Source organism: Pseudomonas sp. CFBP 13719, from assembly GCF_014842095.1.
In the GTDB taxonomy this organism is placed as follows: Bacteria; Pseudomonadota; Gammaproteobacteria; order Pseudomonadales; family Pseudomonadaceae; genus Aquipseudomonas.
The window spans coordinates 315,339-338,576 of sequence record NZ_JACYVB010000002.1 but is presented as its reverse complement, the minus strand read 5'-3'; the positions used below and the strand labels follow the sequence as shown (position 1 = coordinate 338,576).

The 23,238-nt window shown below is 52.6% G+C and carries 24 protein-coding genes; 13 read left to right on the top strand and 11 right to left on the bottom strand.

Annotation, left to right across the window (positions count from 1 at the left end):
* Positions 1 to 139: 139 nt before the first annotated feature.
* A complete protein-coding gene (locus tag IFT57_RS06975; protein WP_122531187.1) occupies positions 140 to 919 on the bottom strand; it encodes a hypothetical protein in 780 nt (259 codons plus the stop codon).
* A gap of 67 nt (positions 920 to 986) precedes the next feature.
* On the opposite strand from IFT57_RS06975, the gene IFT57_RS06970 reads away from it, so the two are divergent.
* Positions 987 to 1,268, top strand: coding sequence for a hypothetical protein (locus IFT57_RS06970; protein ID WP_163020489.1), 282 nt, complete (start codon positions 987 to 989; stop codon positions 1,266 to 1,268).
* 46 nt (positions 1,269 to 1,314) lie between these two features.
* On the opposite strand, the gene IFT57_RS06965 is transcribed toward IFT57_RS06970, so the two are convergent.
* Complete coding sequence (locus IFT57_RS06965; protein ID WP_122531189.1) at positions 1,315 to 2,088, bottom strand: ATPase, T2SS/T4P/T4SS family; 774 nt, start codon at positions 2,086 to 2,088, stop codon at positions 1,315 to 1,317.
* A gap of 257 nt (positions 2,089 to 2,345) precedes the next feature.
* On the opposite strand from IFT57_RS06965, the gene IFT57_RS06960 reads away from it, so the two are divergent.
* Entirely contained in the window at positions 2,346 to 3,965 is a 1,620-nt protein-coding gene (locus tag IFT57_RS06960; RefSeq protein ID WP_122531190.1) for an AAA family ATPase, read from the top strand.
* 51 nt (positions 3,966 to 4,016) lie between these two features.
* On the opposite strand, the gene IFT57_RS06955 is transcribed toward IFT57_RS06960, so the two are convergent.
* On the bottom strand, positions 4,017 to 5,522 hold the full coding sequence (locus IFT57_RS06955) for a hypothetical protein (protein WP_122531191.1): 1,506 nt from the start codon (positions 5,520 to 5,522) through the stop codon (positions 4,017 to 4,019).
* A gap of 57 nt (positions 5,523 to 5,579) precedes the next feature.
* On the opposite strand from IFT57_RS06955, the gene IFT57_RS06950 reads away from it, so the two are divergent.
* On the top strand, positions 5,580 to 6,059 hold the full coding sequence (locus IFT57_RS06950; RefSeq protein ID WP_122531192.1) for a hypothetical protein: 480 nt from the start codon (positions 5,580 to 5,582) through the stop codon (positions 6,057 to 6,059).
* Positions 6,060 to 6,188: 129 nt separating this feature from the next.
* A complete protein-coding gene (locus IFT57_RS06945; RefSeq protein ID WP_122531193.1) occupies positions 6,189 to 6,686 on the top strand; it encodes a hypothetical protein in 498 nt (165 codons plus the stop codon).
* A gap of 11 nt (positions 6,687 to 6,697) precedes the next feature.
* Here IFT57_RS06945 and IFT57_RS06940 read toward each other — a convergent pair whose 3' ends face one another.
* Positions 6,698 to 7,333 (bottom strand): hypothetical protein, encoded by a 636-nt coding sequence (locus tag IFT57_RS06940; RefSeq protein WP_122531194.1) that lies wholly within the window; start codon positions 7,331 to 7,333, stop codon positions 6,698 to 6,700.
* 60 nt (positions 7,334 to 7,393) lie between these two features.
* The gene (locus tag IFT57_RS06935) at positions 7,394 to 8,662 is read right to left on the bottom strand and encodes a type II toxin-antitoxin system HipA family toxin (protein ID WP_122531195.1); all 1,269 of its coding nucleotides are present in this window, start codon (positions 8,660 to 8,662) and stop codon (positions 7,394 to 7,396) included.
* 505 nt (positions 8,663 to 9,167) lie between these two features.
* On the opposite strand from IFT57_RS06935, the gene IFT57_RS06930 reads away from it, so the two are divergent.
* Positions 9,168 to 11,105: an RNB domain-containing ribonuclease gene (locus tag IFT57_RS06930; protein ID WP_122531197.1), complete on the top strand. Its 1,938-nt coding sequence runs from the start codon at positions 9,168 to 9,170 to the stop codon at positions 11,103 to 11,105.
* A 32-nt stretch (positions 11,106 to 11,137) separates the two neighbouring features.
* Here IFT57_RS06930 and IFT57_RS06925 read toward each other — a convergent pair whose 3' ends face one another.
* The 3 genes from IFT57_RS06925 to IFT57_RS06915 are packed head-to-tail and all read right to left on the bottom strand — an operon-like array spanning position 11,138 to position 12,703.
* Positions 11,138 to 11,692: a hypothetical protein gene (locus IFT57_RS06925; protein ID WP_122531198.1), complete on the bottom strand. Its 555-nt coding sequence runs from the start codon at positions 11,690 to 11,692 to the stop codon at positions 11,138 to 11,140.
* A 58-nt stretch (positions 11,693 to 11,750) separates the two neighbouring features.
* A complete protein-coding gene (locus tag IFT57_RS06920) occupies positions 11,751 to 12,524 on the bottom strand; it encodes a hypothetical protein (RefSeq protein WP_192092567.1) in 774 nt (257 codons plus the stop codon).
* A gap of 5 nt (positions 12,525 to 12,529) precedes the next feature.
* Positions 12,530 to 12,703, bottom strand: coding sequence for a hypothetical protein (locus IFT57_RS06915; protein WP_163020490.1), 174 nt, complete (start codon positions 12,701 to 12,703; stop codon positions 12,530 to 12,532).
* A gap of 229 nt (positions 12,704 to 12,932) precedes the next feature.
* On the opposite strand from IFT57_RS06915, the gene IFT57_RS06910 reads away from it, so the two are divergent.
* The 6 genes from IFT57_RS06910 (at position 12,933) to trxB (ending at position 18,687) form a co-directional block, all read left to right on the top strand.
* Positions 12,933 to 13,655 (top strand): hypothetical protein, encoded by a 723-nt coding sequence (locus tag IFT57_RS06910; protein ID WP_244656712.1) that lies wholly within the window; start codon positions 12,933 to 12,935, stop codon positions 13,653 to 13,655.
* Between the two features lie 21 nt (positions 13,656 to 13,676).
* Entirely contained in the window at positions 13,677 to 15,929 is a 2,253-nt protein-coding gene (gene recD2, locus IFT57_RS06905) for an SF1B family DNA helicase RecD2 (RefSeq protein WP_122531201.1), read from the top strand.
* Positions 15,930 to 15,976: 47 nt separating this feature from the next.
* Positions 15,977 to 16,354, top strand: coding sequence for a hypothetical protein (locus IFT57_RS06900; protein WP_192092571.1), 378 nt, complete (start codon positions 15,977 to 15,979; stop codon positions 16,352 to 16,354).
* A gap of 116 nt (positions 16,355 to 16,470) precedes the next feature.
* Entirely contained in the window at positions 16,471 to 17,010 is a 540-nt protein-coding gene (locus IFT57_RS06895; RefSeq protein WP_122531202.1) for a YcbK family protein, read from the top strand.
* Between the two features lie 94 nt (positions 17,011 to 17,104).
* Complete coding sequence (locus IFT57_RS06890) at positions 17,105 to 17,698, top strand: peroxiredoxin (protein WP_122531203.1); 594 nt, start codon at positions 17,105 to 17,107, stop codon at positions 17,696 to 17,698.
* A 44-nt stretch (positions 17,699 to 17,742) separates the two neighbouring features.
* Entirely contained in the window at positions 17,743 to 18,687 is a 945-nt protein-coding gene (gene trxB / locus IFT57_RS06885) for a thioredoxin-disulfide reductase (protein ID WP_122531204.1), read from the top strand.
* 88 nt (positions 18,688 to 18,775) lie between these two features.
* Here the strand turns inward: trxB and IFT57_RS26945 are convergent, their stop codons facing one another.
* Together IFT57_RS26945 and IFT57_RS06875 are read right to left on the bottom strand one after the other, a co-directional pair.
* Positions 18,776 to 19,114 (bottom strand): hypothetical protein, encoded by a 339-nt coding sequence (locus tag IFT57_RS26945; protein WP_241032702.1) that lies wholly within the window; start codon positions 19,112 to 19,114, stop codon positions 18,776 to 18,778.
* Positions 19,111 to 20,442: an acyltransferase family protein gene (locus tag IFT57_RS06875; RefSeq protein ID WP_122531205.1), complete on the bottom strand. Its 1,332-nt coding sequence runs from the start codon at positions 20,440 to 20,442 to the stop codon at positions 19,111 to 19,113. The genes IFT57_RS26945 and IFT57_RS06875 overlap by 4 nt, the downstream gene beginning before the upstream one ends.
* A gap of 115 nt (positions 20,443 to 20,557) precedes the next feature.
* On the opposite strand from IFT57_RS06875, the gene IFT57_RS06870 reads away from it, so the two are divergent.
* Positions 20,558 to 22,219, top strand: a complete 1,662-nt coding sequence (locus IFT57_RS06870) for a cytochrome c biogenesis protein CcdA (protein WP_122531206.1) — start codon at positions 20,558 to 20,560, stop codon at positions 22,217 to 22,219.
* A 2-nt stretch (positions 22,220 to 22,221) separates the two neighbouring features.
* Here IFT57_RS06870 and IFT57_RS06865 read toward each other — a convergent pair whose 3' ends face one another.
* Positions 22,222 to 22,770 (bottom strand): hypothetical protein, encoded by a 549-nt coding sequence (locus IFT57_RS06865; RefSeq protein ID WP_122531207.1) that lies wholly within the window; start codon positions 22,768 to 22,770, stop codon positions 22,222 to 22,224.
* Between the two features lie 146 nt (positions 22,771 to 22,916).
* Between IFT57_RS06865 and IFT57_RS06860 the strand changes: the two genes are divergently transcribed.
* Positions 22,917 to 23,195, top strand: coding sequence for a hypothetical protein (locus tag IFT57_RS06860; protein ID WP_122531208.1), 279 nt, complete (start codon positions 22,917 to 22,919; stop codon positions 23,193 to 23,195).
* The last annotated feature ends 43 nt before the right edge of the window (positions 23,196 to 23,238 follow it).

Genomic DNA, 23,238 nt, shown 5'->3' with positions numbered 1-23,238 from the left:
GTACGAGCCTGCTTGCACATGGCTTGTGCAAACAAGCCTGGGACAAAATCAGAGCAAAGCCCTTGCCTGATTGTCAGTGCAGCTTATTCTGCAGTCATGTGGGGGGGGCTTCAAGTTCCCCAGATGCTTACAAGCAAAATCAGCCCAGGGAGAGCTCTGGGCCTTGATCCTTGGCTTTCGGGATTTTTGCGTTCCCAGTCTGGGCCAGTGCCAATTTTTCCTGATCATCCTTCTGTGCGGTCTTGATCGCTTCGGACATAGAGCCATCAAGCGCCAAGGGGCTGAAATCACCCTTCGGATTTACGACGCCGGCAAGACGATCCAAGCCTCTGAACGCAAGGATCGTGGAGGCTGATACAGCTGCGGTTGCTAGAAAAGGAATTGCCATGTTTGAGAATTGGAAGGGCACCATAGGCGCCATGCAAACAGCAAAGGCTGTAGATGCAACCATAGGCCCCAGGACAGCCAAGCGCATGGAATCAACAGCCGTACTGGCCCAATAGGAGCGGCGCTTTTCAGGGGGCTCAACAGCCTTCTGAATGGGCGTCTCTTTCTCATCGATAAGGCCCAAAGCCCTGCCAGTTGCATTCATGCCATCGACAATGCTTTTGCCAAAGTTTTTGGCCATTGTCCCAATATTTTTGAGGTCGGCCTTTTCAAGGTTGCCGATGGCGGCAAAAGCGACCGATGTCACAGCGGCCAGACCAACCCCCAAGAGCACCTCTTTGCTAGCTGCAGCCTGATTCCAATGGTAATCCATAGCAAAGGGCGCCACGACAGTTGCGTAACCCTGGAGTCCAATGTAGGCAAGTGCCAAAGGGGCCATTACCGGAACCTTCAACAGAAACTCGTACACCCCTGCTTTTTCCTCGGGCGTCAGAGGCGCTGCTGGGTCTTTTTCCTTTAGTGGCGAATTCATTGCTTGGGCCCTTATGATCGTCTACGATGTGTCAATATATATTAAAAGAGACTATGAGGGTTTCACAATGCCGGCTAGCGATCCTTTTCAGCGCATCTGCGATCTGTTTGAGCTTCAAGTTGAAGATCTGAAAGTTATCATGGAGCATCCTGCTACCTCCGATGACGACCGCCTGGTTGCCCTGGCCATGGCTCAAACCATCGGTTTATGCCTTATGGCCGTAGGCGAAGCCATGGAAACTGGAGACATGACGAAGGTGAAGGCTGCCATGGACGAAGCGGAGCTCGTTGGCAAAAAGGCGCTGGAGATTGTGGGGCAACATTCCGCATTAAAAGCAGACAAAGCCTAAATCCACAGCAGGGAAGCCCAGAATCCTGGGCTACTTGCGATCCAGCTTAGCTGTACGCCCAGCCTTCTTCGGCACCAGTTTCGATGTGAACGTGAAGTTGATTGAGGTCATCCACTATGCCGAGCATCTTGGACTCAGTGGCACCAGGGATGCGCTCAAGGAAAGTGCGCATGATGGTCTGACCACGGGTGCCAACCGCGCTGGTGATAACAGACGTGCCTGTCATCACCATTTCGATGGCCACTTCCATTTGGCGAACCGTGCGGATTTCCCCCATGAAAACCACATCCGGGCAACTGCGCATCGCTGAAGCGATCGCCTGCTCAAAGCTAGTCACCTGCTCAGGCTCTACCGTCACCTGGCGAACCTTCACGCTTGATTTGGGCGTTCCGTTATCTTCCACCAATGTACTGTTTTCACCTACGTCACTGACGTAGGCCAGGATTGCCTGGCTAAGGGAAGATTTTCCTGAGCCTGTCGCGCCAGTAACAACCGTCAATACGGGTTTAGCAGCGCTGAGCTTGTCCAGAAAAGAGCCGAACGAAGGCTGGTTCTGAATCATACGATCCAAGGAAAAGCCTTCTGGGTGGTGCGGGTTCTTGATGTAGGTGAACACATCCATAAAACGACTAGGCACCTGCGGGGTTACCGGCAGTACTGGCTTAGGCTCCAGTTTTGCACAGGCAACATCCCAGTTTTTAAAGCCCTCTTCTTGAGCAATCAGCTCATAGGCCTGGCTTAGTTTTACAGGCATGTCAAACATGGTTTTCAGGGCGCCCTGCAGATTTCGTGCACGGTTTTTCATCATTTCTAAGGACATGGGTCATTCTCTTTTTAGCAGGCCCACAAGGGTTCGATGCTCCCATTGTCGACTGCCTGCGAGAATCGGACATGTCGATCACTGAGCCCATATTCACCATGCCGGATGCGGCGGGAGCGACGGGCCATGGGCAGCCTAGCCGCTAATGTACTGCCGAAATTGCTACTCGTCAATATACCCTATAACCGAACACATTAGGTTTGACACGGTTAGTTCACTGAGTATACTTGGCCAATAATCTCTCCCGGATGCCGATCATGCACATCGAAATCAATGCCAAAAACCTGAGCGTTTTTCACGCCTTCTTCAAAAAGCAGAAGCGTGAGGACATCGCCACTCAAATTGCCGGCAGGAAGGAATGGCTACGGGGTGACAACACCGCCAACATCGGCATTCCAGCACCTTCGCTGGAGCTTCTGGAAGCCCTGCGAGAGTTCTGCAAAACGAACAGCATGCGCGGCCTGATGATGCAGTGCACATCATTGATCAACATGCTTAAAGACCCCAAAGGTGCATTAATCGGAAACCTCAAGGTGCTTCCCTTGGCCTTGACCAGCTTCATTGAGAAGGATTCGATCGACGGGTGGCTATACAAGGACATGGAGCATTTCTTCCTGCCTTACCTGGTAACCAACATCTCCTACAAGCAAGGAGAGAAAAACCGCAACGTTGATTACCCTGCCTGCGTGACTATCGAGATCGTGGCCAACGTAGCGACGTCGAGTAAGGATTCCAAGAACATCAAGCGCCAGACGATCAGCTTTACCCAAGACGACATCGTCGGGCAAACGATCCCTACCTTGCTGATGAGCGAAGGATTTCACCATGAAAATCCTGAGCTAAAAGCAGAATATGTGGCCAACAACGAAGTCTTCAAGCGTTACTGCGCCGCAGAATATGAGCAATTTCTGGTCAAGGATCTTGCTTTCTCAGCCAGTCAGTATGACAACCTGGGCAAGGCTATCAATGCGGGTGGCGGCTTCTTCAAGGTTATCAACGATGAGCCGGTGATCTCCCGCAAATTTTACGACGCGATCCACAATCAGTTCTGGGAGGAGAAGGATGTCACCAATTTTTGTACCGTACCTTTCCATCCTCTTGTTTACTGCTACTTCCTCGATCTTCACGATCATGCCTGGGCTCACGTGACCAACATGCAGCCTTACGTCTACAAGCCTGAGCTTCGAGACAAATTGATTCTGCCCGAAGATCACAAGGATTTGATCGACATCCTCACCAGCGATCTGTCATTGCTCGATGATGTGGTTGAAGGAAAAAAGGGCGGCACGTCGATTATGTGCAGTGGAGCTCCCGGCACAGGCAAGACCCTGACTGCCGAGATCTATTCGGAAGTCATCCAGAAGCCGCTGTACCGAGTTCATTCTGGCTTACTAGGCACGACCCCGGAAGAAGTTGAAAAACAGCTGAAGATTGTGCTGACACGCGCCCAGCGCTGGCAGTGCTGCCTACTTATTGATGAGTGCGATACTTGGGTTCGAGCCAGGGGCAACGATATTGATCAAAACGCCATCGTTGCAGCCTTCCTGCGTACGCTGGAGTACTACTCTGGCCTGCTTTTTCTGTGCACCAACCGCTCCAATGACATCGATGACGCCATCCTGTCCCGCTGTATCGCTCATATCAGGTACGCACCACCTGAGGGTGAGCAGCGACAACTGCTGTGGGAAACCCTGTCTGAAAACTATGGCGCCCAACTGACTGATAAAACAATCAGCGAAGCCATTGCAAAGTGGCCTGATGCAGTCGGTCGGGACATCAAAGAGCTTTTGAAGCTGGCGCTTAAATTTGCCAGCAAAAACAACTCCTGCATTGATCTGCCGGTGTTGACCCGCTGCGCTCAGTTCCGAGGCCTGTGACGTCCAAGGCGAGGGCTTCACGACCTCTCGCCTCTTTTTCAAGGCTAGTCACTACAATCCCAAATCACTCGAAAAAGCCCGGTCTCGCTGCTCGCTACTGATCTGCGAGACGCTTCTCATTGAACCCGTCACATGAGGCATCAGGGCTTCTCGGATGCTCGTACGACGAAGGTCTGACAGGAGAGGGTAGGCCATCTCGTCAAATCGATTTGGCTCGGTCGCGGCAAACTCTCGCAGAAAAACATAAACATGATCAGCCCGAGGCTTCGAGAGGATCTTCCTAAGGCACATCTGCTCCCATTCCTGGCCTTCGAGAAATTCGTGCCAATGCAGGTAAGTGGGGATCAGTGGGTGTTTGGGTGATTGACGGGTTGATTTCATGTGCCAATCAACAAGGCTTTGGCGCAACACAGAATCTTTGAAAAGCGGCCACTGCGCTTTGTACTTACCCAACACCCAAACCCCTACTCGATCTGCGGTCTGTGTGCACAGCGTATTTTGCCAGGGCATGCCAAGCAGGCGGTTCGCGTATTCTGGCTGTCCGATAAAACCGAATGTATCTGCAGGCAGACTCGTGCTGCGACTTTTTGGAGGCTGAAATAAAGCCATTCCCCCAGCCGTGACCACCGGAAATATTTTGGCAACATCCAGGGTTTTGGCAGGGCCTACTTTTTTGCAAGTCTCGATCGAAATGCCCCAGAAGCTTGGATCGCGTTCGCTTCGAAGACCAGGGTAGGGTAGCAATGCAGCCTGGATGGCTGTCTCAGCCAACTCGTCGACTATCTCGTAAGGAAGCCTGGCCATTCCCCAAAAGCCCCTCACGCGGCGATCGATGATGTCCTTGACCCTATCGGGGTCATGACCTTGCTCAATCCAGATTTGTGGCTGAGTGATTGTCATGGCCACCAGAAGGGGGCCTGCGTAAGGAAGGATGTCCTGGGCATTGAGTGGCGATCTCTTCTTCAAGTCTGTGAGGATTCGACCTTTGAGGTTGGCATGTACAAGCGAATCAATGGCATATTGGCTCTGATCGTCACTGATGGCAAAACTCTGCCGGCCTTCACCATCGAGCCCCAGCAGATCCAGATAGCTGGAATGAAAACCTTTGGCGGTCTTCCTACCTTGCTCTGGATCAAGCGCAAAACGGCAGGCCGCTGCGGCAAAACGCTCACACACATTCACTGTGTTATCGAGGTAGTAATTACGTTGCGGCTCGGCCCATTGAGTCAGGTTAGGCAGGGAGGTGATTAGTTTCAGCATATCTAGCGCATTGGCGTTGCCAGCCTGGGCTATCGCGTAGGCCCCAAGGCTCCCGAACTTTTCCGGTACGGAGCTATACGGAGTAAGTCCCGCCTCACGGCAAGGCGGCATAAATCTTCCTTCAAGTGCCCCAATTGCCAAAGCAGAGGGCATCATCAGTGAAAATCTTGAATTGGACTCCAGCATGGCATCGAGATCTTCTCGGCCTTCTTCGATGCAGGATTCAACGGCGAGCATCAGCTCAGGGGAGAACTTCTCGATGACATCGAAACTTACGTTGTTGAATATTTTTTTCATCGAAGATTTCACCGGCTGTTTGATACAGGTTACGCTATCCCAATAGTGGAGACCAATATGTTCAGTATTCGAGAGGTCAGGCGAACCCGCCAGGCCAAACTACCCATCACCCCGACCAACCTTGTGCTCGCAAGCCAGGCTATCGATCTTTTGTGGGCGCAGAGACTGGAAGAGCGGGGATACCCAAGGATTCCTGGACGCTCAGGCAGCTGCAAATTCGCTGCTCTGCTGGCGCGAGACCTTTTTGGTGGAAAGCTGGACGGCAACCTTGAGCACGTTTTTGTTCGCAAAGAAGGGGAAGTCCTGGATTTGAATAATCTGCAGGATGATGTGTTGATCCTGGCTGATTCGGCTCATTTGTCGACCCTTTGGGTGCTTGAAGACAGAGAGTACCGAGAATCGTTGGCCTCCTGCATGCCCAGGGTCAAGCAGTGGTGCCAGTGGGTATTGGAGCATCCAGATGTAGAATGCAACACCGAGGTGGAGCCGGCGTTCGATCAGCTTGATCGTCTTGATATCTCTATGCCGGGCACCTAGATCAGTAATCAGCTCCCAGTCAAATCCAATCTACTCACAGCCATGGCGCGCACAATGGCAGATGATCAGACTTGAAGACCTATGGAATGCCCTTTCTTTTAGAGGTATATTGAGCTCACAGGAGGAGCTATGAAAAGCCTACAAGAAAGAATTGCCTACACGGCTACGCTGCATACAACCCAGGTAGCCACCGCGTTGATGGAAAAGGGTACTGCCAAATCCCGAGCGCTCATGCTTCATGATGATGGGTTCCGGGTCATCGAGAGCACGGAGAAGGGTTTCATCCATGTGGTGAGAGGTTATATCAGTCGCCATAAGCCTAGAGCCTACTCGCTGATCTTGGATGCATCCTTTACCTCTGACCAGAGGGAGGAGACACCCTGCATCCTTTGCGCGACTGTGCGTGACGATGGCAAAGCTAAAACGATGCAAACCCCCTACACGAAAGGGCCTGACGGGGTTGAACTCCAGGATGAGCGACTGGTGCCGCTCGACGAGGACTTTCTGAAGTACTACGAGCAACCACTGATCTTTTCAGAGTACGCACTGTCCCTCGGAGCTGCTGTTGCCGAGGTGGCGAAAAGACCCCTTCAGCCCTATCTGGACTTCTTCGTCGTCAAATCCTGAAGCAGGTTACATCAGAGCCCAAGATCCTGGCCAAACACGCCATCTCGGGCTTTGCTTCCCGATCGCTCAAGTGCCTGCGACCACCCTAGCCTGCGGTAGATGGCCAGGCACGTTCCAGCAGTTGCAGTACCGATGACGCTTGGCCGTTTTTGGCTGAGGTAGTCATGGAGGGCAAGGGCATAGGCTTGCGACAAGGGGGCTGGGTTTGACTTTGCTGATTTCGGGTCAACGACATTGGCGCCGTTTGACAGCAACACTCGAACCTGACGGTCATCGAGATGGCCAATCACACTGGAAAGCACGTTGTCGGCGACCTCTTTGCTCATGACGGCCAATTCATCAAACAGCGACCCAAAAGAGAAACTGATGCTGGGCAAGCGGTTTTTGGGAAGGGTGAGGGCGCGACTCAACACATTCGACAATGCCTCTGAGTCCTCAAGCGGACAGATGTCCAAGGCATCCGTCACATAGCTGAAGAAATGACTGATATCGATCGTAGGTGCCGATTGCAACACGATGCCAGGTTCATTACGCAGAAATTCAGGCGGGGTGGTTTTGATAAGGGTCAGGAAAAGGCGCTGCTGCGCACCTTGCAAGGCTACGTACTGAGCATTATGGGACTTGATGTAGTCGAGGGTTGTGGTCATAACAGGGTCTCCTTGCCTCCATTCTAGGCATGGAGGCAGGGTGTTTTGCCAGTCAAGGCTCTACCCAATCAAGCGATCAACCTGCTTTTCAATAGCCCGACCTACACTTCTCAGGTAAGTATGCTCAGCTTCGCCCAAGCGAATGCTCTCGTAGTAGCGAATCTGATTGATTTCCTTGAAAAGCACATCTTCCATTGTGCCCAAAGCTTCCTTGGTACTGCGCAGGATGGCCTCGAAGTCGACGTGAGCAGCCTCCGTGTTGTAGTTCAAGTCATCGGCGATGTCGACGACCTGGTCAAACGTGATCTTGTGGAGATCTTGGCCCCTGAAGATCGATGCTTTTGCCGGGAGTGCAGACTCGCCAAGTTCTGATGACAAGTCATACAGAGGCAGCAGGTCAAGCTTGATGTTGCGCATTTCGTCCACGTTCATCGAGAAGGACAAATCGTTGAGCCCTACATCGCTATTGCCGATAAGGGTGTTGAAGCACAGCCACGCAAAGAACCTGCGCAGCGTCTTGCTTGGCTGCGAGGATTGACTGGCCAGCTCATACAGGGCTGCTGCAGTAAAACGCTCGGAGGCGAGCAGGTGACTGATACCCAGAGCCTGGCAACCATTGATGACGGGCAAACGATCTACCTGCCCTCCTTTTCGCATCCTGTCGAAGCGTCGAATGATCATCGATCCACCAAAAAGACGACTGACTTCGAAAAAGCTTGTGTCGAAACCTATCTGCTTTGCCAGACGGGTGCAGTACCATTCGTTGAGCACCGACTTGTTATTAACCCCTCGCTGTCCGGCACTGCCCGCTTTAATGATCAGGCGGGATGCGCGATCTGGGTTCAGTGTCGTGATGACGGTTCCCTGTAGATCAGCAGAAAGCTTGAGCTGAGCACCCGGTACAACTCCAGAAGTCTCCACAAGCTTGTTGAAATGGCGCAGGTTGGGAAAAGCGCCCACACTCAGCCTGTGGGCGCTCTGCTGCTTTGCTGGGCGGCGTTCCTGAGACTCAAGGCTCAAGCTACCAGGCAAGTCGTGCCCCATGCGGGTGAGCAGCCCCAGGCTGTCCTCGTTGCCTGGCACCTGGTCAAACAGGGTGCGCATGCAGCCGTCCGGAAGCATATTTTCGAAGAAGTTTTGCACTGGCTTGTCTGAACGAGTGTCCACGAAAGCCTGTTTACGCTTGCCGAACTGAGGTGAGAGACCAGGCGCAAAGATTTCAGCTCGCAGCCAGATGTCGTCATACTGGAATTGCCAGCAGTCATCCTCAACCCGCAATTCCCCTACCAATCGCTTATCTTGGAAGACGTTCAACGCAGAATGATTCATAAGTGGTTCCCTCTACTTCACTTCAGCCCGATTTTGTCGTGCCGGTTGCACAAGGGGTGCCTGAAGTTTGATGTATAAAAACCCAGGTAATTCCATCTCCTTGTCATGAAGAGCAGTATCCTTTGACCACTCAGTACTATTCAGAAAGGATGACTGAACCACCAGCTTGATGCTTGAGCAATTGACGAGCTTGTCCACACCAGCCTTAGCTCGTGAATTTAGCTGTCGATGTGCCAGCATGCTTGCCGATTTTCTCAATTTTTCCTCTCCTGTCAATGCGACGCAATAGTAGCCCTTTTCAGAGCCGATTTCCATCGGCGCAAAAAAGCGGCCAAGGCCCCGGATTACGGCTGGTACAAAAGAGATGAGATGGGATCCAAAAGAGTGGTTTTGGATGAGTGACGACTTACATATAAATTGACGCGTGCAGCCTTGTCGTGCCGCCCAGGGCGTAGTATTCTCCAGCCATAGAGCGCAGCTTCAGTCTTATTTTTCAAGGAATTACATGTTCAAGAATAACGCCGCACTGCTGGCCTTGAGGGCCCAATTGCAGGTATCTCCTGATGAGGGGGCTGCCGAGTCAGTGTCACAATATTGTGACAATAAACTCATCTCTGGCCGTGTAGAGTTTTTCTCAAGCGGCGCTTTCATGTTCACCGAGACGGGTGAGCGCTATGCAGTCCAGCAAGCTGACAGCAGCCGCTGCTTTCCTGGTGATCTGGTAGAGGCGAAGACGATAGCGAGTGGCCAAGAGGTTCAACTCATTCGGCTGATTGAGGCTAAGTCGGATGTGTACATTGGTACCGTTCGCTTCAGGGGCGAACATCGCTTCATTCAAGCCGAAGATCGCAGGATCAAGCAGAACTTCTTCATTCCCCACTCGGCTCGCGCCGATGAGCAGGATGGCGACATCGTTCAGGCCAGGGTGACCCGCCACCCGTTTGAAAACGGTAAGTCAGCTGCGGTTGTGGATCAGCTAATCGCGCATGCGGATGACAAAGCGGCCATTTGGAAACTGGCCCTGTTTCGCATGCAGGTTGGACGTGAATACCCTGCGTTTGAATGCAAAGCCGATAGCATCACCCGCGTCGACCTTACTCATCTTCCCTTCGTCACGATTGACGGAGAATCTTCCCGCGACCTCGATGACGCCCTCTACAGCACAGCCCGTGAGGGCGGTGGCTGGGACGTTTGGGTTGCTATTGCTGACCCCGATGCCTATTTGATTGCAGGTAGTGATCTGGATCAGCAGGCCTGCCATCGGGCCTCTACAAGCTATCTGCCAGGCATGGTTACACCGATGCTGCCTCACGATTTGTCGGAGGACAAGGTCTCGCTGAATGTCAACCAGGTCAGGCCGGTGTTGGTAGCCAGATTGGCAGTCGGTGAGCACGGCGATATCATCAGCCAGCATTTTGAGCTGGCCAACATTCGTTCCCAGTCAAAGCTCTCCTATGCTGCAGTGAATGAGTATCTGTCTGGCGAGCTGGACATGAACAAGGCCCGAGCGATCAAGGAAAGCCTGCGTTGCCTGTACTGGTTCAGCAAGGCTCGTCAAAAGTGGCGATTGTCCTGCTCGCTGGTTCACCAGGGCGAAGATGCTGACTATCGGCTGGAAGTCAGTGATTTTCAGGTAACTCGAATCGTTAAGGACTCGCGAAACGATGCTCACAAGCTCGTTGAGGAGGCCATGGTTGCCGCGAATATTGCCTTTGCTCAGTTTTCCGATCAGCACGGCATTGAAGTGCTTTCCCGCGTCCAGATGGGTTTTCATCCAAAATCCTTGGAGGCTGTTAACCACATTGCCGAGCAGTATGGTCTCCCAGCATTCGAGGCGGATGATCTTGGGTTTGATAAAGCCTTCACTTTGCTCAAGCGAATTCAGGATGGTGGAAACATCGCTCATCAACTGCGGATTCGGATGGCATTCCAAGCCAGTGTGTATGCCGTGGGTGGTTACCACGCAAGCCTGGGTCTCAAGCGCTACGCAACGTTCACTTCACCGATCCGAAAATATGCTGACCTGATCAATCACCGTCAGATGAAATCCTTTCTGCTTGGCCATCCTGCACAAGTGCTGGATACTGACATGATCGAGACCCTAAACGAGCGCAACAAAGCCTGTGTCCAGGGTGAGCGAGAAGTCATTCGCAAGCTCTATGCCCGGCACTACTCGTTTATTGCAGGGGAGCCTGTGGAGGGGATTGTTATCGGCCTTCGTAATCAGTACCTGGATGTTTTGGTAAATGGCGCCAAGGTATCAACACAGGTGAGATTCGATGCGATGGAAGGTTTCCCAACCGTTGAAAATGATCCCGCTCAGCTGAGCTTGATCCTCAATGGCCGAAAATTCGTTTCGCTAGGGGATACCGTGAAGCTTGAATTCGATCTGCGTTCGCTTGAGTCTGGCGATTTGAAAGGTCGAATCCAGGCCCAGGTCTAAGGGCCGGGAAGATGGCAGGGCGCTTAGCGCCCTCAACCCTGCTCACTATTTGTAACCTGAGCAGCAGTGCTTGAAACCATGAGAAGCTGCTGCAGGTAGGGCTCAGGATTGCCAAAGTACAGATGCTGCAACCCATTAATGAAGCCCAGGATAGAGCTTTGATCCCTAAAGATCACCTTGGGCAACTGGTACACATACTCCCCTGAGTAGTTGAACACGATCGGTTTTTGATCAGCGTAGTAGCGCAACGCTGCAGACATGATCGTTCTGACCTTATCCGCTGAACAAGCTCCCCCTTCATGCTTTTCGATTAAGCGACGAATGTGCGCAGCGACAAATTCCTTGTGCAAGAGGATGAACTCTACATCCTGACTGCGGCTGATTCCTGCTGCTATGAGTCCTTTAACTACCTTCTTCAGGGGGTATAGGAGGCTCATGTAGAAGCGATCAGGGTTTCTATCCTCCAGAGCCTTGAGAGCCATTGCCATCTCTGGTCGGTCTTTTGCTGCCTCGAACGCTCTTGTGTCTTCATCACTGGAGGCGCTGAGTATCCCAGCAAAGATGTCGTTGATTGATTCTGAATCCACGATGAAATTTCCTCGATGAGGGAGGGGTTCCCTTTGGCTTGTTAGCCGTAAATTGACTTTAATCAGGCTGCTCGGCTTGCTCAGCCGTAGGATCAACCTGCCGGTGCATCAGATAGCGAATACTCGTGGGCGTCCCTTCAAGCTCTCGAAAGAAGATGTTATCCATCACTGAGGCAGGGTAAAACGCCTGGGTTTGCTGCAAGTAGTCCCTCAGCTCGGTTGAGCTTAGGTCTTCACTGATTACCCGATGCGTTGTCCTCTGAGCACCAAGGACAATGGTCATCAGCGTCACTGGGATCAAAGAAACAGTAGAAATGACGTTTGGAATCAAAGAAACCGTGAGCAGTGCAATGGTGACGGTCGTCAGGGCATTCACATACAGAATAGTGTTTCTTTCGCGCTGAACGTTTGTTGATCGTACTCGCGGCTGTTCATCGACTCGCTCATCGTCATCCATCAGTCCGCATAAGCGATTGTGAACAACACTCACGCCCCAAAACACGACTATTAGCGTAGACAAGGTTAGCGCAAGAAAGCCTATCTCAGAATAGTGAGGGGCGAACGATTCCGGGCGCACAAGTCGATAGGCGATCGCCAATAGGTTTGCCAGGAAACCAGCATCGATAACCCTGCTCAGCCATACGTTGCGGCTCGCATCCGATAAAGCTGCGTCCAGATCGGTGCTGACTCGGCGGCTAATATAGCGCTTGTTGACCTCGCCCACAGATTCTGGATCGCCGGCAGGGCAGGGCAGACGGAACAAGGCAATGTCACGACGTAGTCGTCTATCCAAAACCTTTCTGAATGCCCAGGCATAGGCCTTGAAGATCATGATTCTTACAACTTTGCCAGCGCTTCGCGAACGCCACGGCGCTTAACCAGGCGTTTGTTCTTGGCCATCTTGCGCTCCAGATCCGGGTGATCGAAAAGCCAACTGACAACACCGTTTGACTTTCCACGACGACTACGCGCAACAGCCGCATAGCGCTTAATCTCGTAAGGCGCCTTCATGGCACTTCTCCCTCAATTGGTAGATCTCAATATTACCACAATACCCTTTTGGGGGTGAATAAATAATAGGCTTAGATCGTTATTCGCTATCGTCCTTTTGAACTCCGCTAGATCCCCTACAACCCCCGTAATCAAGGGTTGAGGAGGAGCAAATCGCATCTTCCCCGCAGGGGGCTAATGCGTTGCTGTTCCTGGAGATTACTGATATATTGCAGGCATGAACAGACAAATGGTCTTCACCTCGCTACTTTTCACCTTGGCAATCTGTCATGTGAATGTGTCATGGGCAGATGTCGCCAAGCCTCTCGGAAAAATTGCGTCCGAATGTGGGCCTGTTTTTTCGTCCGCAACAATCATCAATCAGAAGCGTTATTCGGATCGACTGCTCTACAGCGATAGAAAGGCTTCTGTCATCCGTGAATACTTCGTCACTCAGCGCCGAGCTCTCACATACGAGGCTGTTGCTGAGCAACTCGAAGGTCGCGACTTTGAGCCTGGTGCTCTCGCTGAGGACACTCCTCTACTGGATGGATGTTTCACTGCCTTCACGACAGCTTCCAAAGCTGCTGACTGGGAATCTCTTGCGAAGAAGATTGATAGCACTAAAGTCGATCAGACCCTTGAAGACATGATTGTTGAAAAAGTCCCCAAGGGATATCAGCGCATCATGGATGGCAGCAAGAAGATGCGTGCAGCCCTGCCTTTTCAGATGGATGATCTTATCGCCAGGCGACTCGTATTCGATCCGCCCCAACTTGTTCTCTACGCAGAGGCCCCATCGGGCACCGCAGCGAGCACATCCTACGATGTCAAAACCCCTTTTTGCTCTGCGTTGACACGGCTTCACTTCGATCAGGCGTTGTACCCGCTGATCAAGGTGCGTGTCTTCGAAGGGCCCAATCGCAGTGATCACGCGTTGGCAACCGCTTCGGGCAGTCAGTGCTACCAATAACAATAAGAAAAGCGCTCAACCATGGAAATCCTCACTGGAGTCATCCGAAACGTCATCCACAATAAGGGCGATGGCTTCATCATCTTCCGCCTGGACAACAGCTCAGGCGGGGGCGTCGTACTTGGTGATGATGTTGGCCTGTATGAAGGCGATCTGGTCACCTGCGAAGGGCGGTGGGAAGATCGCAAGCCGAGCCCTAATGCTAATCGCTTCGACCCAAACTTCGACAAGCGTCAGTTTCGGGCCAAAAGCATCGTGCCTGACATCCCCACCACGATTGATGCGATCCTGGCGTACATCGCTGCAGGCCGTGTTAAAGGTGTGAGCATCAAGCTAGCAACTCGACTGGTCAAAACTTTTGGCCTCGACACCCTCAACATCATCGAAAACCACCCTGAACGACTCAAGCAAGTGCCTGGATTTGGCCCAGCAAAGATCGAGGCGTTGGTCGAAGGGCTGAAAAACGATCTGGGGATGCGCGCTGTTCACCTTTTCCTGCACAGTTTCGGATTGGGTCGACGCCATATCAAGCTGATTGTGGATGCCCTGGGCATCAGCGCCGTCGAACAGATCAAAGCCAATCCCTACCAGCTCTATTTTCTGGTCAAGGGCGTCGGATTCAAGATGGTGGACAGCATCGCAGAGCAGGTAGGCGTTGAAGCTGATGACCCTTATCGGGTGATGATTGCGTTGCTTACCGGGATGGATCAGGGGGTCAACGGATCAGGCGATACCTGCTTTACCGAGCGAAGCTTGTGCATGCAAGCCTGGAAGCTGCTTTCAAAAACAAGTCGCCCTCTGGGCGAAGATGCGATTCTCCCCGCAGTCGAGCTGCTCAAGGGCAGCAACCTGGTCAAGACAGACATGATCGATGGGGAGCTCTACATCTTCCCCAAAGAGCTTTTCTACGCTGAAAAGCAGATCGTGAAGGATCTTTATCGACTTCACACGGGAATCGGCCAGTTCCTAGCCGTGGACAGTATTCGTCAAGGCATCGAGTATGCGGAGCAGAATCTGGGTATCACGCTTTCACCCATGCAGCGCGAAGCGGTGACCACTACCCTGTCCAACCCCTTGTCGATTATTACGGGCGGCCCTGGCACCGGCAAGACCACTATCATGCGGGTGCTTCTTTTAGCGTCTGAGGTGTTGTTTCGCCAAAAGCCAGACGCAACACTGTTGTGCGCTCCGACCGGCAAGGCGTCAAAACGGTTGTCTCAAAGCGCCAAAATGACTGCCATGACCCTTCACAAGGCCTTGGTATTCTCTCCGGATGATGGTGGCTTTCAATTTAATGAGGATAATAAACTTCCTCAAAGCCTGATTGTGATTGACGAAGCATCGATGGTCGACACCCAACTGGCAGCAGCTTTTTTCCAGTCGGTGCGAACGGGCGCTCGGGTAGTTGTGGTCGGAGACTATGATCAGATTCCTTCGGTCGGTGCCGGCAAAGTGCTGCGCGACATGATCGAAAGTGAACAAATCCCAACGACGCGATTGGACAAGATTTTTCGCCAGGCAGAAAAAAGCCTGATCAAGTCAAACGCACACCTTATCCGTACTGGGCAAATGATCCGTCGGCCAGAAAAAGGGGAGGAGAGCGATTTCTGGTTTATCCCATCGCCATCTTCCACGGATATTGCAACGAAAATTGAAGGCCTCATGGCCCGCCTGTCCAAGCACTATGGATACGACCCATTCGAAGATATTCAAGTGCTCACGCCGATGCGCAAGGGTGAAGCGGGCGTGTATGCTCTGAACCGCCGCCTGCAGAAACTTCTCAATCCCAACGTTGGCACAGGTCTTCGATGCCATCAGGACGGCGAAGAGATTGAATATTGCGTTGGCGACAAAGTGATGCACATCAAGAACAACAACACCCTTCAAGTCATGAATGGCGAGACAGGGCGTGTGGTGCTGGTCGATATCAAGGATCGAAAGGTCACTGTGGAGTATGAAGGTCGGAGGGTAGTTTATGAGTTCTTGATGCTCGAAGAGCTGCGCCTGGCCTATGCCTACACCGTGCACAAATCGCAAGGCTCTGAATACCCCTGCATCATCATGGTGGTGAGTACCGATCACTTCCATATGCTTAATCGCAACCTGTATTACACCGGCCTTACACGAGGCAAAGCGACTGCACTGATGGTGGGCCAGATCAGAGCAGTCGAAATTGCACTGACCAAGGAAGCCACCGAGTTGAGGCGTACTGCTCTCAATTACTACCTGCGCGAAATCTGGGCTCGGCAAGGTAGAAACCGGGTTGCTGCCTGATGTGAAATGCCCCATAGTCCGGGGCAATTCCACAAAGAGTTCACTGCATGCCTGTAAACCTAAGCATTGAGCACCTGGAAAAATTCGCCAACCCTTTTGGCGAACCCAGCGCCTGGGGGCCCTCAGTGACAATGGAGTCCGTTGCCCAAGCACTCGATCAGCGGCGGCTGATACCACAGCCTGGAGGCGACGATCACGCAGCAAGGATTGCTTATCTGGTGCTCAATCCTGCCCGCGATCCTATCCATATCGATGTGGGCGTTCCTTCCCATACAGCACCAGCTTGGCCAATCCTTGATGGCAATCATAGACTGGCAGCGGCCATCTATCGTGGTGACTCTACAATCTCTTCTGAGATAGGGGGCTGCCTTGATCTTATCGCCAACTTATTCAACTTGTCAGACAAAGAGCTAGAGGAAATCTAACCGACGGAGTGCCTTGCGGGTCATGATCAGGGATGGTACAAAACAAAACCACTATTTAATGATATATTGACCGTATGAAATCTTCCTTTCCAAATTTGTCTCGACGTGGATTCCTGATGGGCGCCATGGCTGCAGCGGCCACTGTCGTTGCAGAGCCTCTCTTGGCGCAACCCGTGCCTACCGACTGGCGTGCCCGATTGCTTGATCAGGACAGGATCCTGACGCTGTCCAGGCCACAGACCAAGGAGAAGCGCACGTTCTGCTATTGGAAGAAGGGCTATGGCTATCAAAAGGCCGGTTTCATGGATGGAATCTGGATGCTTCGTGACGCTACCTACAAAAAACAGAACATGATTGACCCCCAACTTTTTGATGTGCTCTTTCAGATCCAGATGTGGGTGAGGCTTGAGGGGAGAAATTCGGAAATGCAGGTGCTCTCTGGCTATCGCACCCCTGAGCACAACTTTCGATTGGAAGGTGCCGCCAAGCAGTCACTGCACATGCAAGGCAAGGCCTGCGACATTCACATGCCTGCGGTCGATACGAAGCTTTTGGCAGCCATGAGCATGATGATCGCTGCCGGGGGCGTTGGGATCTATCAGGACAAAGGTTTCATCCATGTCGACACGGGCAGGATCAGAACCTGGAAAGGCTGATGATAGGGCGGGACTATTGGGCCTATTTAACAGAAAGTCTTTAGCTATTATTGGGTATATTGCAATATAGCTTTAAACCAATAGGAGATAACCCATGCTCGTCAACAAAATTGCACCTACCTTCACCGCCCCCGCCGTTACTGGTCAAGGTGAAATCATTGATTCTTTCAACCTTGAGTCACTCAGGGGCCGCTATGTTGCCCTTTTCTTCTGGCCAATGGACTTCACATTCGTGTGTCCTTCAGAAATCATCGCCCACGATCGCAGGCTCGCCAAATTCAACGAACTGGGTGTCGACGTTGTCGGGGTCTCGATCGACTCACAATTCACCCACTTTGCCTGGCGCCAGGTGCCGGTGGAAAAGGGCGGTATTGGCGAGGTTGGCTTTACCATGGTCGCCGACGTCAAGCATGCGATTACCCAGGCTTACGGCATCGAACATGAGTCAGGGGTAGCGCTTCGCGCCACCTTCTTGATCGATCGTGAAGGCGTCGTTCAGCACCAGGTCGTGAACAACCTCCCTATTGGCCGTGATGTTGATGAGCTGATCCGGGTTATCGAAGCTCTCCAGTTTACTGAAGAAAATGGCGAGGTATGCCCAGCAGGATGGCGCAAGGGTGACGCCGGCATGAAGCCCACCACTGAAGGTGTTTCAGCTTACCTGGCCGACCACGGCACTTCCCTTTAACCAAGATGCCCGTCAGTTGACGGGCCACTTCCGAGTATTCCACCATGAACAAACATTCAAAAGTTATCATCCTGGGTAGCGGGCCTGCAGGCTACACAGCTGCGATTTATGCAGCCCGAGCCAACCTCAAGCCCATTGTGATCACGGGCATGCAGATGGGTGGCCAGCTCACGACCACCACAGAAGTAGACAACTGGCCAGGTGATCCCCATGGCCTGACCGGGCCGGCACTGATGGCTCGAATGCAGGAACACGCCGAACGCTTTGAGGCCGAGATCATCTTCGATCACATCCACACGGCAGATTTGACATCAAAGCCTTTGCGCTTGGAAGGAGACTCAGGGATTTACACCGCAGACGCCCTGATCATCGCGACCGGAGCCTCGGCCCGCTATTTGGGTCTTGAAAGCGAGCAGGCCTTCATGGGCAAGGGCGTTTCCGCCTGTGCCACATGCGATGGCTTTTTCTATCGCAACAAGCCTGTGGCAGTTGTTGGAGGTGGCAACACCGCGATCGAAGAGGCTCTGTATCTTTCCAATATCGCCTCGCATGTCACCTTGATCCATCGCCGTCAGACATTCCGGGCTGAAAAGATCCTGCAGGACAAGCTGGTGCAAAAGGTCGCAGACGGCAAGATCACCCTGGCTCTGGATTACGAGGTGGATGAGGTGATCGGGGATGACATGGGGGTCACTCACATCTTCATCAGGCCGACCTCGCCGGAGCACCCCAAAGAGCTGATCAAGGTTGATGGCCTGTTTGTTGCGATCGGCCATAACCCAAACACTTCGCTGTTTCAAAATCAGCTGGAACTCAAGGATGGGTACATCGCGTTGAATAAATCCTCATCGCTGGGCGCTACCGCCACCTCTGTGCCAGGCGTATTTGCTGCGGGTGACGTGGCTGATTCTGTGTACCGTCAGGCAATCACCTCCGCTGGTGCGGGGTGCATGGCAGCCCTGGATGTAGAGCGTTTCCTTTCACACTGATAGAAAAATGGCCCGGCGCTGGAAGCTTCCGGCGCCTCTCCTTTTATGCCAGTTATTGCCTGGGGGTACAATCAGACAATGATTGTTTTCAGCCGATGTATTCGATTTCGAACGAAACGGCGCCACTGTCCGCAAAAATCTTTTTCAGCTCAGGTCGAAGCACCTCTATGAAGGCTTTGCTGTTGTGCAAGGCTTCGTGGATCAGGGCGTCAAGCGCATCGAAGTAGCTGTAATCCTCTCCCTTGCTGCGCATCTTCTCCTGGTATGCCTCTGCAAGAATTGATTGCTCTTGCTCAAGCAGCATCCCGGCCAAATGCTTGATGCACTCCTTTTTGGTCTTCCCGCCTACTGGCTGGTGCTCAGGGCTTGGATGATGAAGAATCCAGCAGGATGAGTGTTTTGCAATGGTATAGCCTTCGTAGCTCATGCCCGAGCCTCCGTCATAATGTGTGTCGGTGCGTTTTTTTTCTGAGTGGTAAGCAGTGAGCGCTCAATCAATGCCCGGCACCTTTCAACGAAATGCTTTTGGAAGGCCAGGCTGATCAGTACCACCAACAGGAAGTAGATTGGATAGTGCCAGGGTGTCTTGCCACCAGCGGCAGCGAAGCAGCCCATGAGGTCTGTCAGGCAGAGAGATGGCTCACCATCGATCACGCGCTCGATACGCACAAAGATCATGAACAGCGGGATGTGCAGCGCGAACATCGACAAGCTGCAGTTTCCCAAAGGCTTGGCAAGCTTTGCCCATCGCTCAGACGGGTTGGGGACATGCAATAACACGTAGATCAGCGCCAGCTGTGCTGGAAGCAGTAATCCATCATGCAGAAGAAAGTAGGGGATGTTGCCTTTTTGACTGAAATCCCCAGCAACGTTGAGCAGGTAGGCTGCAATCAATACACTTGCGATCACGAATCCCCAGAGCCCTACCAGCACCCATTTGGTTATCACCTTTCCCATCTGTTGTTGCCGGTGATACACCGCGCACAAAGCAATTCCGGCAAGAAACTCAGGCATTCTAATCAGCGGGTTTCGGTGCAAAATGCCGGTGGCGGGTGATCCGTACCAGTCCATGCAGATAAACAGCAGTACAGGCACCAGATAAAGCAGGCAGATAGCTGTCAGCACTCGCCCAGGATGCTTGAATCGATGCAGGTACGGCGCCACCATTGGGAACAACAGGTACAGAAACATCAACGTGGAGATCGACCACGATGGCATGTTGAATGTCAGGTAGAAGGGGTTCCAGGCGTGCAAGAGCAGAGCATGCATCCCCAGCGCGACCCCAAGCTCCGTCGAGCTCATGCGGTGCATGACCGCAGCCTTCCAATCATTGGTGTCTGGGTACACGCTCATCAAGCTCATGCCCTTGTCATTGGGAATAATCCCCAATTTGGGGAAAATCGCGAAGATGGCCACCACCAGGAGAAATGAACCCAGGTGAATCGGGTATAGGTTGGCAAAACGCTTGACCCAAAAGCTCTTGCGGGTACCTGACATAAGGGCCGAGCCAGAGGCATGATCGCGCAGGTAGACGTGAGCCAACAGAAAACCGGACAGCACAAAAAAGGTGCTGGTGCTGAAAAAGCCCATCTCAAAGAATTTTCTGAAAAAAACAGGAAGCTCTGGGTAGTTGAACCCATTAAGCGTGTGAAACAGAACCAGGTAGACGCCAAGAAAAAAACGCAGCCACTCAAGAGACACAAACTGACGCTTGTGAGGCGCAGCAATGGCAGGCGCCGGGCAGGAGGGTTCCATGGATAAGTCATCATTCTAATTGTGATACTGGCATCATACTCGATTATTCAATATATTGCTAAAGCGTCACTTGCCTGTCGACGGACGACACCAACCGCTCACCCTGGAAGTCCACATGCCCCGGTTTTTGCTTTACCTATTGTTCATGCTCACCATGAGCGCTGCCCACGCCAGTGGGCTTAATCTGAATCAACAACCCTGGGCTGAACAAAATACCGACCCCCAGAAGGGGTTGAATGTGGCCTTTGCCCAGCGCCAAGGCGAAGGTATTAGCGTGACATTTTCCGTTATGCCAGGCTTCTCGCTGTATCGAAGCTCGCTTTCATTCGAATCGGCTGGCCAGCCCGTGAAGCCTATCAGCATGTCGAAAGGAACCGTCAAAGAAGATCCTTCATTTGGCAAGGTTGAGGTCTACCATGATGGTGCCCAGGTAGTGCTTCCTCTTCTTTCAGATCGGACATTGACCGTCCGCTTGCAAGGCTGCCTGGATACCGGCCTCTGTTTTGAGCAACAGACCCGAACTGTTCAGATTGAGGGGGAGTTGCCCAAGGCCTCCGAACTGACACCCAAGGCCCCAGGATCGCTGTGGTGGTTTCTCATGGCTGGCATATTATTGGCGCTGACCCCGTGCGTGCTGCCTACACTTCCTTTGCTGCTGCATGCTATTTCCGGGGGGCAGGTGCCTAGAGCACGACAAGCGTCCCTAGGATTGACCTATGTTATGGCCAGTTCGTTATGCTATGCCGCCCTGGGTCTTGCGATTGGATTTATCGGGACATCTTTTGACCTGCGTACGGCCTTGCAAGGCCCTGCTCCAATATTGGTTATTACCCTGTCCTTACTGGTGCTTGCAGTGGTCAACCTGGGATGGAGAGTGCCCGGATTGGGCTTCATCAGCGGCGGCGTTGGCCAAGGAGTCTTCAGCAAGATCCAAGGTGGCCAATTCACCACTGCGGCGCTTTTAGGCGCAGTAAGTACCATCATGCTTTCGCCTTGCGTGTCTGCGCCTCTGGCGGGCATCATGCTTTTCCTCGCTCAGGCTGGAAGTCCAGTTTACGCTGGCATGTGCTTGTTCACATTGGGTCTGGGCATGGGGTTACCCCTTCTGATTTTGGCCTTGGGCGGTAAGCGCTTCATTCCCAAGTCAGGGCCCTGGCTGGTTGCAATGAAGGAGGGCAGTGCTTTGCTGTTGGCCACCGCAGCGGCAGTCAATCTGTCACGCCTGCTTTCGGCTTCCCATTCGCTGATTCTTGTAGGGGTATTGTCTTTGGGCCTGTGCGCCTATCTGAAGCTGCGATGGCCACAGCGATGGAATAGCAGTGTGGGTGCAGGGTTGGTGTTTGCCCTTTTTGCCTATGGGTTTGTCTGCATTGCTGGCGGCTTCAACGGCCAGGATGATTGGAGGCGCCCACTGGCGACAAAAGAGATGCTCATTGATCGCAGTTACTCCGATATCGCAGAACTCAACCAGGTGCTGCGCAGCCCAGGCCCTAAAGCCCTGCTAATTTCAGCCGATTGGTGTCTGAACTGCAAGGTAGAGGAGCGCGAGCTGCGAGAGGCTCATGTCAAAGCCCTTTACCCCAACGTAAAATGGATCAAGCTGGACATCACCCACAGCACCCCTGATATATCCACCTGGCTTAAGGGAAATGGCTTGTTTGGCCCGCCAGCTCTGTTATTCATAGGGAAAGAGGGGCGCGAAGTCCCCTCAATGCGCCAGGTGGGCAATATCGATGTGACAAAGACCCGAGCAGCACTGCGGAAGATAAATGGCTGATATCAGAACAAGGAGCCCTGCATTTGCGACTCCTGTTCAACCTCTCGGTGCTTGGCTTCAAGGTACGCAGTGTTTGAGGCATCCGCCTGGGGGTTGAGCGTCGACCGTATGGTCTCCAGGTGCGCAAGGATCCATTCTGATTCTTTTGGCTTGCTCCCGTAGCCCTTGGTCACGTAATAGTGCGTCAAAGGCAGTGTGGTTGCTCCCAGGGCATCCAGAAGGGCTGGGTTCTGACAGATCTTGGCCTCGTTTCCCAGATTGATCAGCCTGCGAAATTCAGCATCAGGTAGCTGTGGGTGTGCCAGAGGCAGTTCACGACCAATTTTTTTGGCCTCAAAGCCAGAGAGATCGCGCAGTGATTCATCGCGAGTGCGTAGGAAATACCAAAGCCCCTCAACGGATGTAAAAAAGCCCAGTTCAGGGTGTTCAAAAGGAGTCTGGGCAAAATGCGACAAGGCTCTGCCTAAGGCGGTTACGCCCTGACTGTAAACGTTGATGTGAGTTTTACCATCCAGGTCAATTTGGCGGTGAAATTCGGGAAGGGGTGTCATTGAAGGCAGGCCTCATAAAATTTCTTGAATTCGGTTTACCTATATATTGACACAGAGTCAAAACAGTAGCACTATTTCCCTGTCTGCTGAGCAAAGCCCAGCAATTACACACCTATTGCCGTTATCCATTTCCAACGGGAAGTTCCATGTCAAGTTTCGATATTCGCCGTTTCGTAGGGGATCTCAAGGGCGCTGGTGTCGTCATCAGCAACGAGAGTGAACTGGTTTCAAGGGTTTCTGCCGCCAAAGATCCAGAGCGCGAGCTGAGCCGCCACTTCACTCAGGGGCGCACCCTGCACGTGAGCTTCGCTGTCGACCCCGATCGCACCGAGAAAGAGCTTGTCCAGGTGTTCAAGGACAATGGCCTTGATGATGGCTGGTCGTTTCGCGAGTTCATTCATAACGCAAAAGTCATTGGCGATTAATCGCCTCTGACTGAGCAACACGCTTTTGCCGCAAAGCTAAAGA

Bases quoted from the DNA above. Each gene is read 5' to 3' on its own strand.
- IFT57_RS06975 (WP_122531187.1), bottom strand. From the start codon at position 919: ATGAATTCGCCACTAAAGGAAAAAGACCCAGCAGCGCCTCTGACGCCC.
- IFT57_RS06970 (WP_163020489.1), top strand. From the start codon at position 987: ATGCCGGCTAGCGATCCTTTTCAGCGCATCTGCGATCTGTTTGAGCTT.
- IFT57_RS06965 (WP_122531189.1), bottom strand. From the start codon at position 2,088: ATGTCCTTAGAAATGATGAAAAACCGTGCACGAAATCTGCAGGGCGCC.
- IFT57_RS06960 (WP_122531190.1), top strand. From the start codon at position 2,346: ATGCACATCGAAATCAATGCCAAAAACCTGAGCGTTTTTCACGCCTTC.
- IFT57_RS06955 (WP_122531191.1), bottom strand. From the start codon at position 5,522: ATGAAAAAAATATTCAACAACGTAAGTTTCGATGTCATCGAGAAGTTC.
- IFT57_RS06950 (WP_122531192.1), top strand. From the start codon at position 5,580: ATGTTCAGTATTCGAGAGGTCAGGCGAACCCGCCAGGCCAAACTACCC.
- IFT57_RS06945 (WP_122531193.1), top strand. From the start codon at position 6,189: ATGAAAAGCCTACAAGAAAGAATTGCCTACACGGCTACGCTGCATACA.
- IFT57_RS06940 (WP_122531194.1), bottom strand. From the start codon at position 7,333: ATGACCACAACCCTCGACTACATCAAGTCCCATAATGCTCAGTACGTA.
- IFT57_RS06935 (WP_122531195.1), bottom strand. From the start codon at position 8,662: ATGAATCATTCTGCGTTGAACGTCTTCCAAGATAAGCGATTGGTAGGG.
- IFT57_RS06930 (WP_122531197.1), top strand. From the start codon at position 9,168: ATGTTCAAGAATAACGCCGCACTGCTGGCCTTGAGGGCCCAATTGCAG.
- IFT57_RS06920 (WP_192092567.1), bottom strand. From the start codon at position 12,524: ATGATCTTCAAGGCCTATGCCTGGGCATTCAGAAAGGTTTTGGATAGA.
- IFT57_RS06915 (WP_163020490.1), bottom strand. From the start codon at position 12,703: ATGAAGGCGCCTTACGAGATTAAGCGCTATGCGGCTGTTGCGCGTAGT.
- IFT57_RS06910 (WP_244656712.1), top strand. From the start codon at position 12,933: ATGGTCTTCACCTCGCTACTTTTCACCTTGGCAATCTGTCATGTGAAT.
- recD2 (WP_122531201.1), top strand. From the start codon at position 13,677: ATGGAAATCCTCACTGGAGTCATCCGAAACGTCATCCACAATAAGGGC.
- IFT57_RS06900 (WP_192092571.1), top strand. From the start codon at position 15,977: ATGCCTGTAAACCTAAGCATTGAGCACCTGGAAAAATTCGCCAACCCT.
- IFT57_RS06895 (WP_122531202.1), top strand. From the start codon at position 16,471: ATGGGCGCCATGGCTGCAGCGGCCACTGTCGTTGCAGAGCCTCTCTTG.
- IFT57_RS06890 (WP_122531203.1), top strand. From the start codon at position 17,105: ATGCTCGTCAACAAAATTGCACCTACCTTCACCGCCCCCGCCGTTACT.
- trxB (WP_122531204.1), top strand. From the start codon at position 17,743: ATGAACAAACATTCAAAAGTTATCATCCTGGGTAGCGGGCCTGCAGGC.
- IFT57_RS26945 (WP_241032702.1), bottom strand. From the start codon at position 19,114: ATGAGCTACGAAGGCTATACCATTGCAAAACACTCATCCTGCTGGATT.
- IFT57_RS06875 (WP_122531205.1), bottom strand. From the start codon at position 20,442: ATGGAACCCTCCTGCCCGGCGCCTGCCATTGCTGCGCCTCACAAGCGT.
- IFT57_RS06870 (WP_122531206.1), top strand. From the start codon at position 20,558: ATGCCCCGGTTTTTGCTTTACCTATTGTTCATGCTCACCATGAGCGCT.
- IFT57_RS06865 (WP_122531207.1), bottom strand. From the start codon at position 22,770: ATGACACCCCTTCCCGAATTTCACCGCCAAATTGACCTGGATGGTAAA.
- IFT57_RS06860 (WP_122531208.1), top strand. From the start codon at position 22,917: ATGTCAAGTTTCGATATTCGCCGTTTCGTAGGGGATCTCAAGGGCGCT.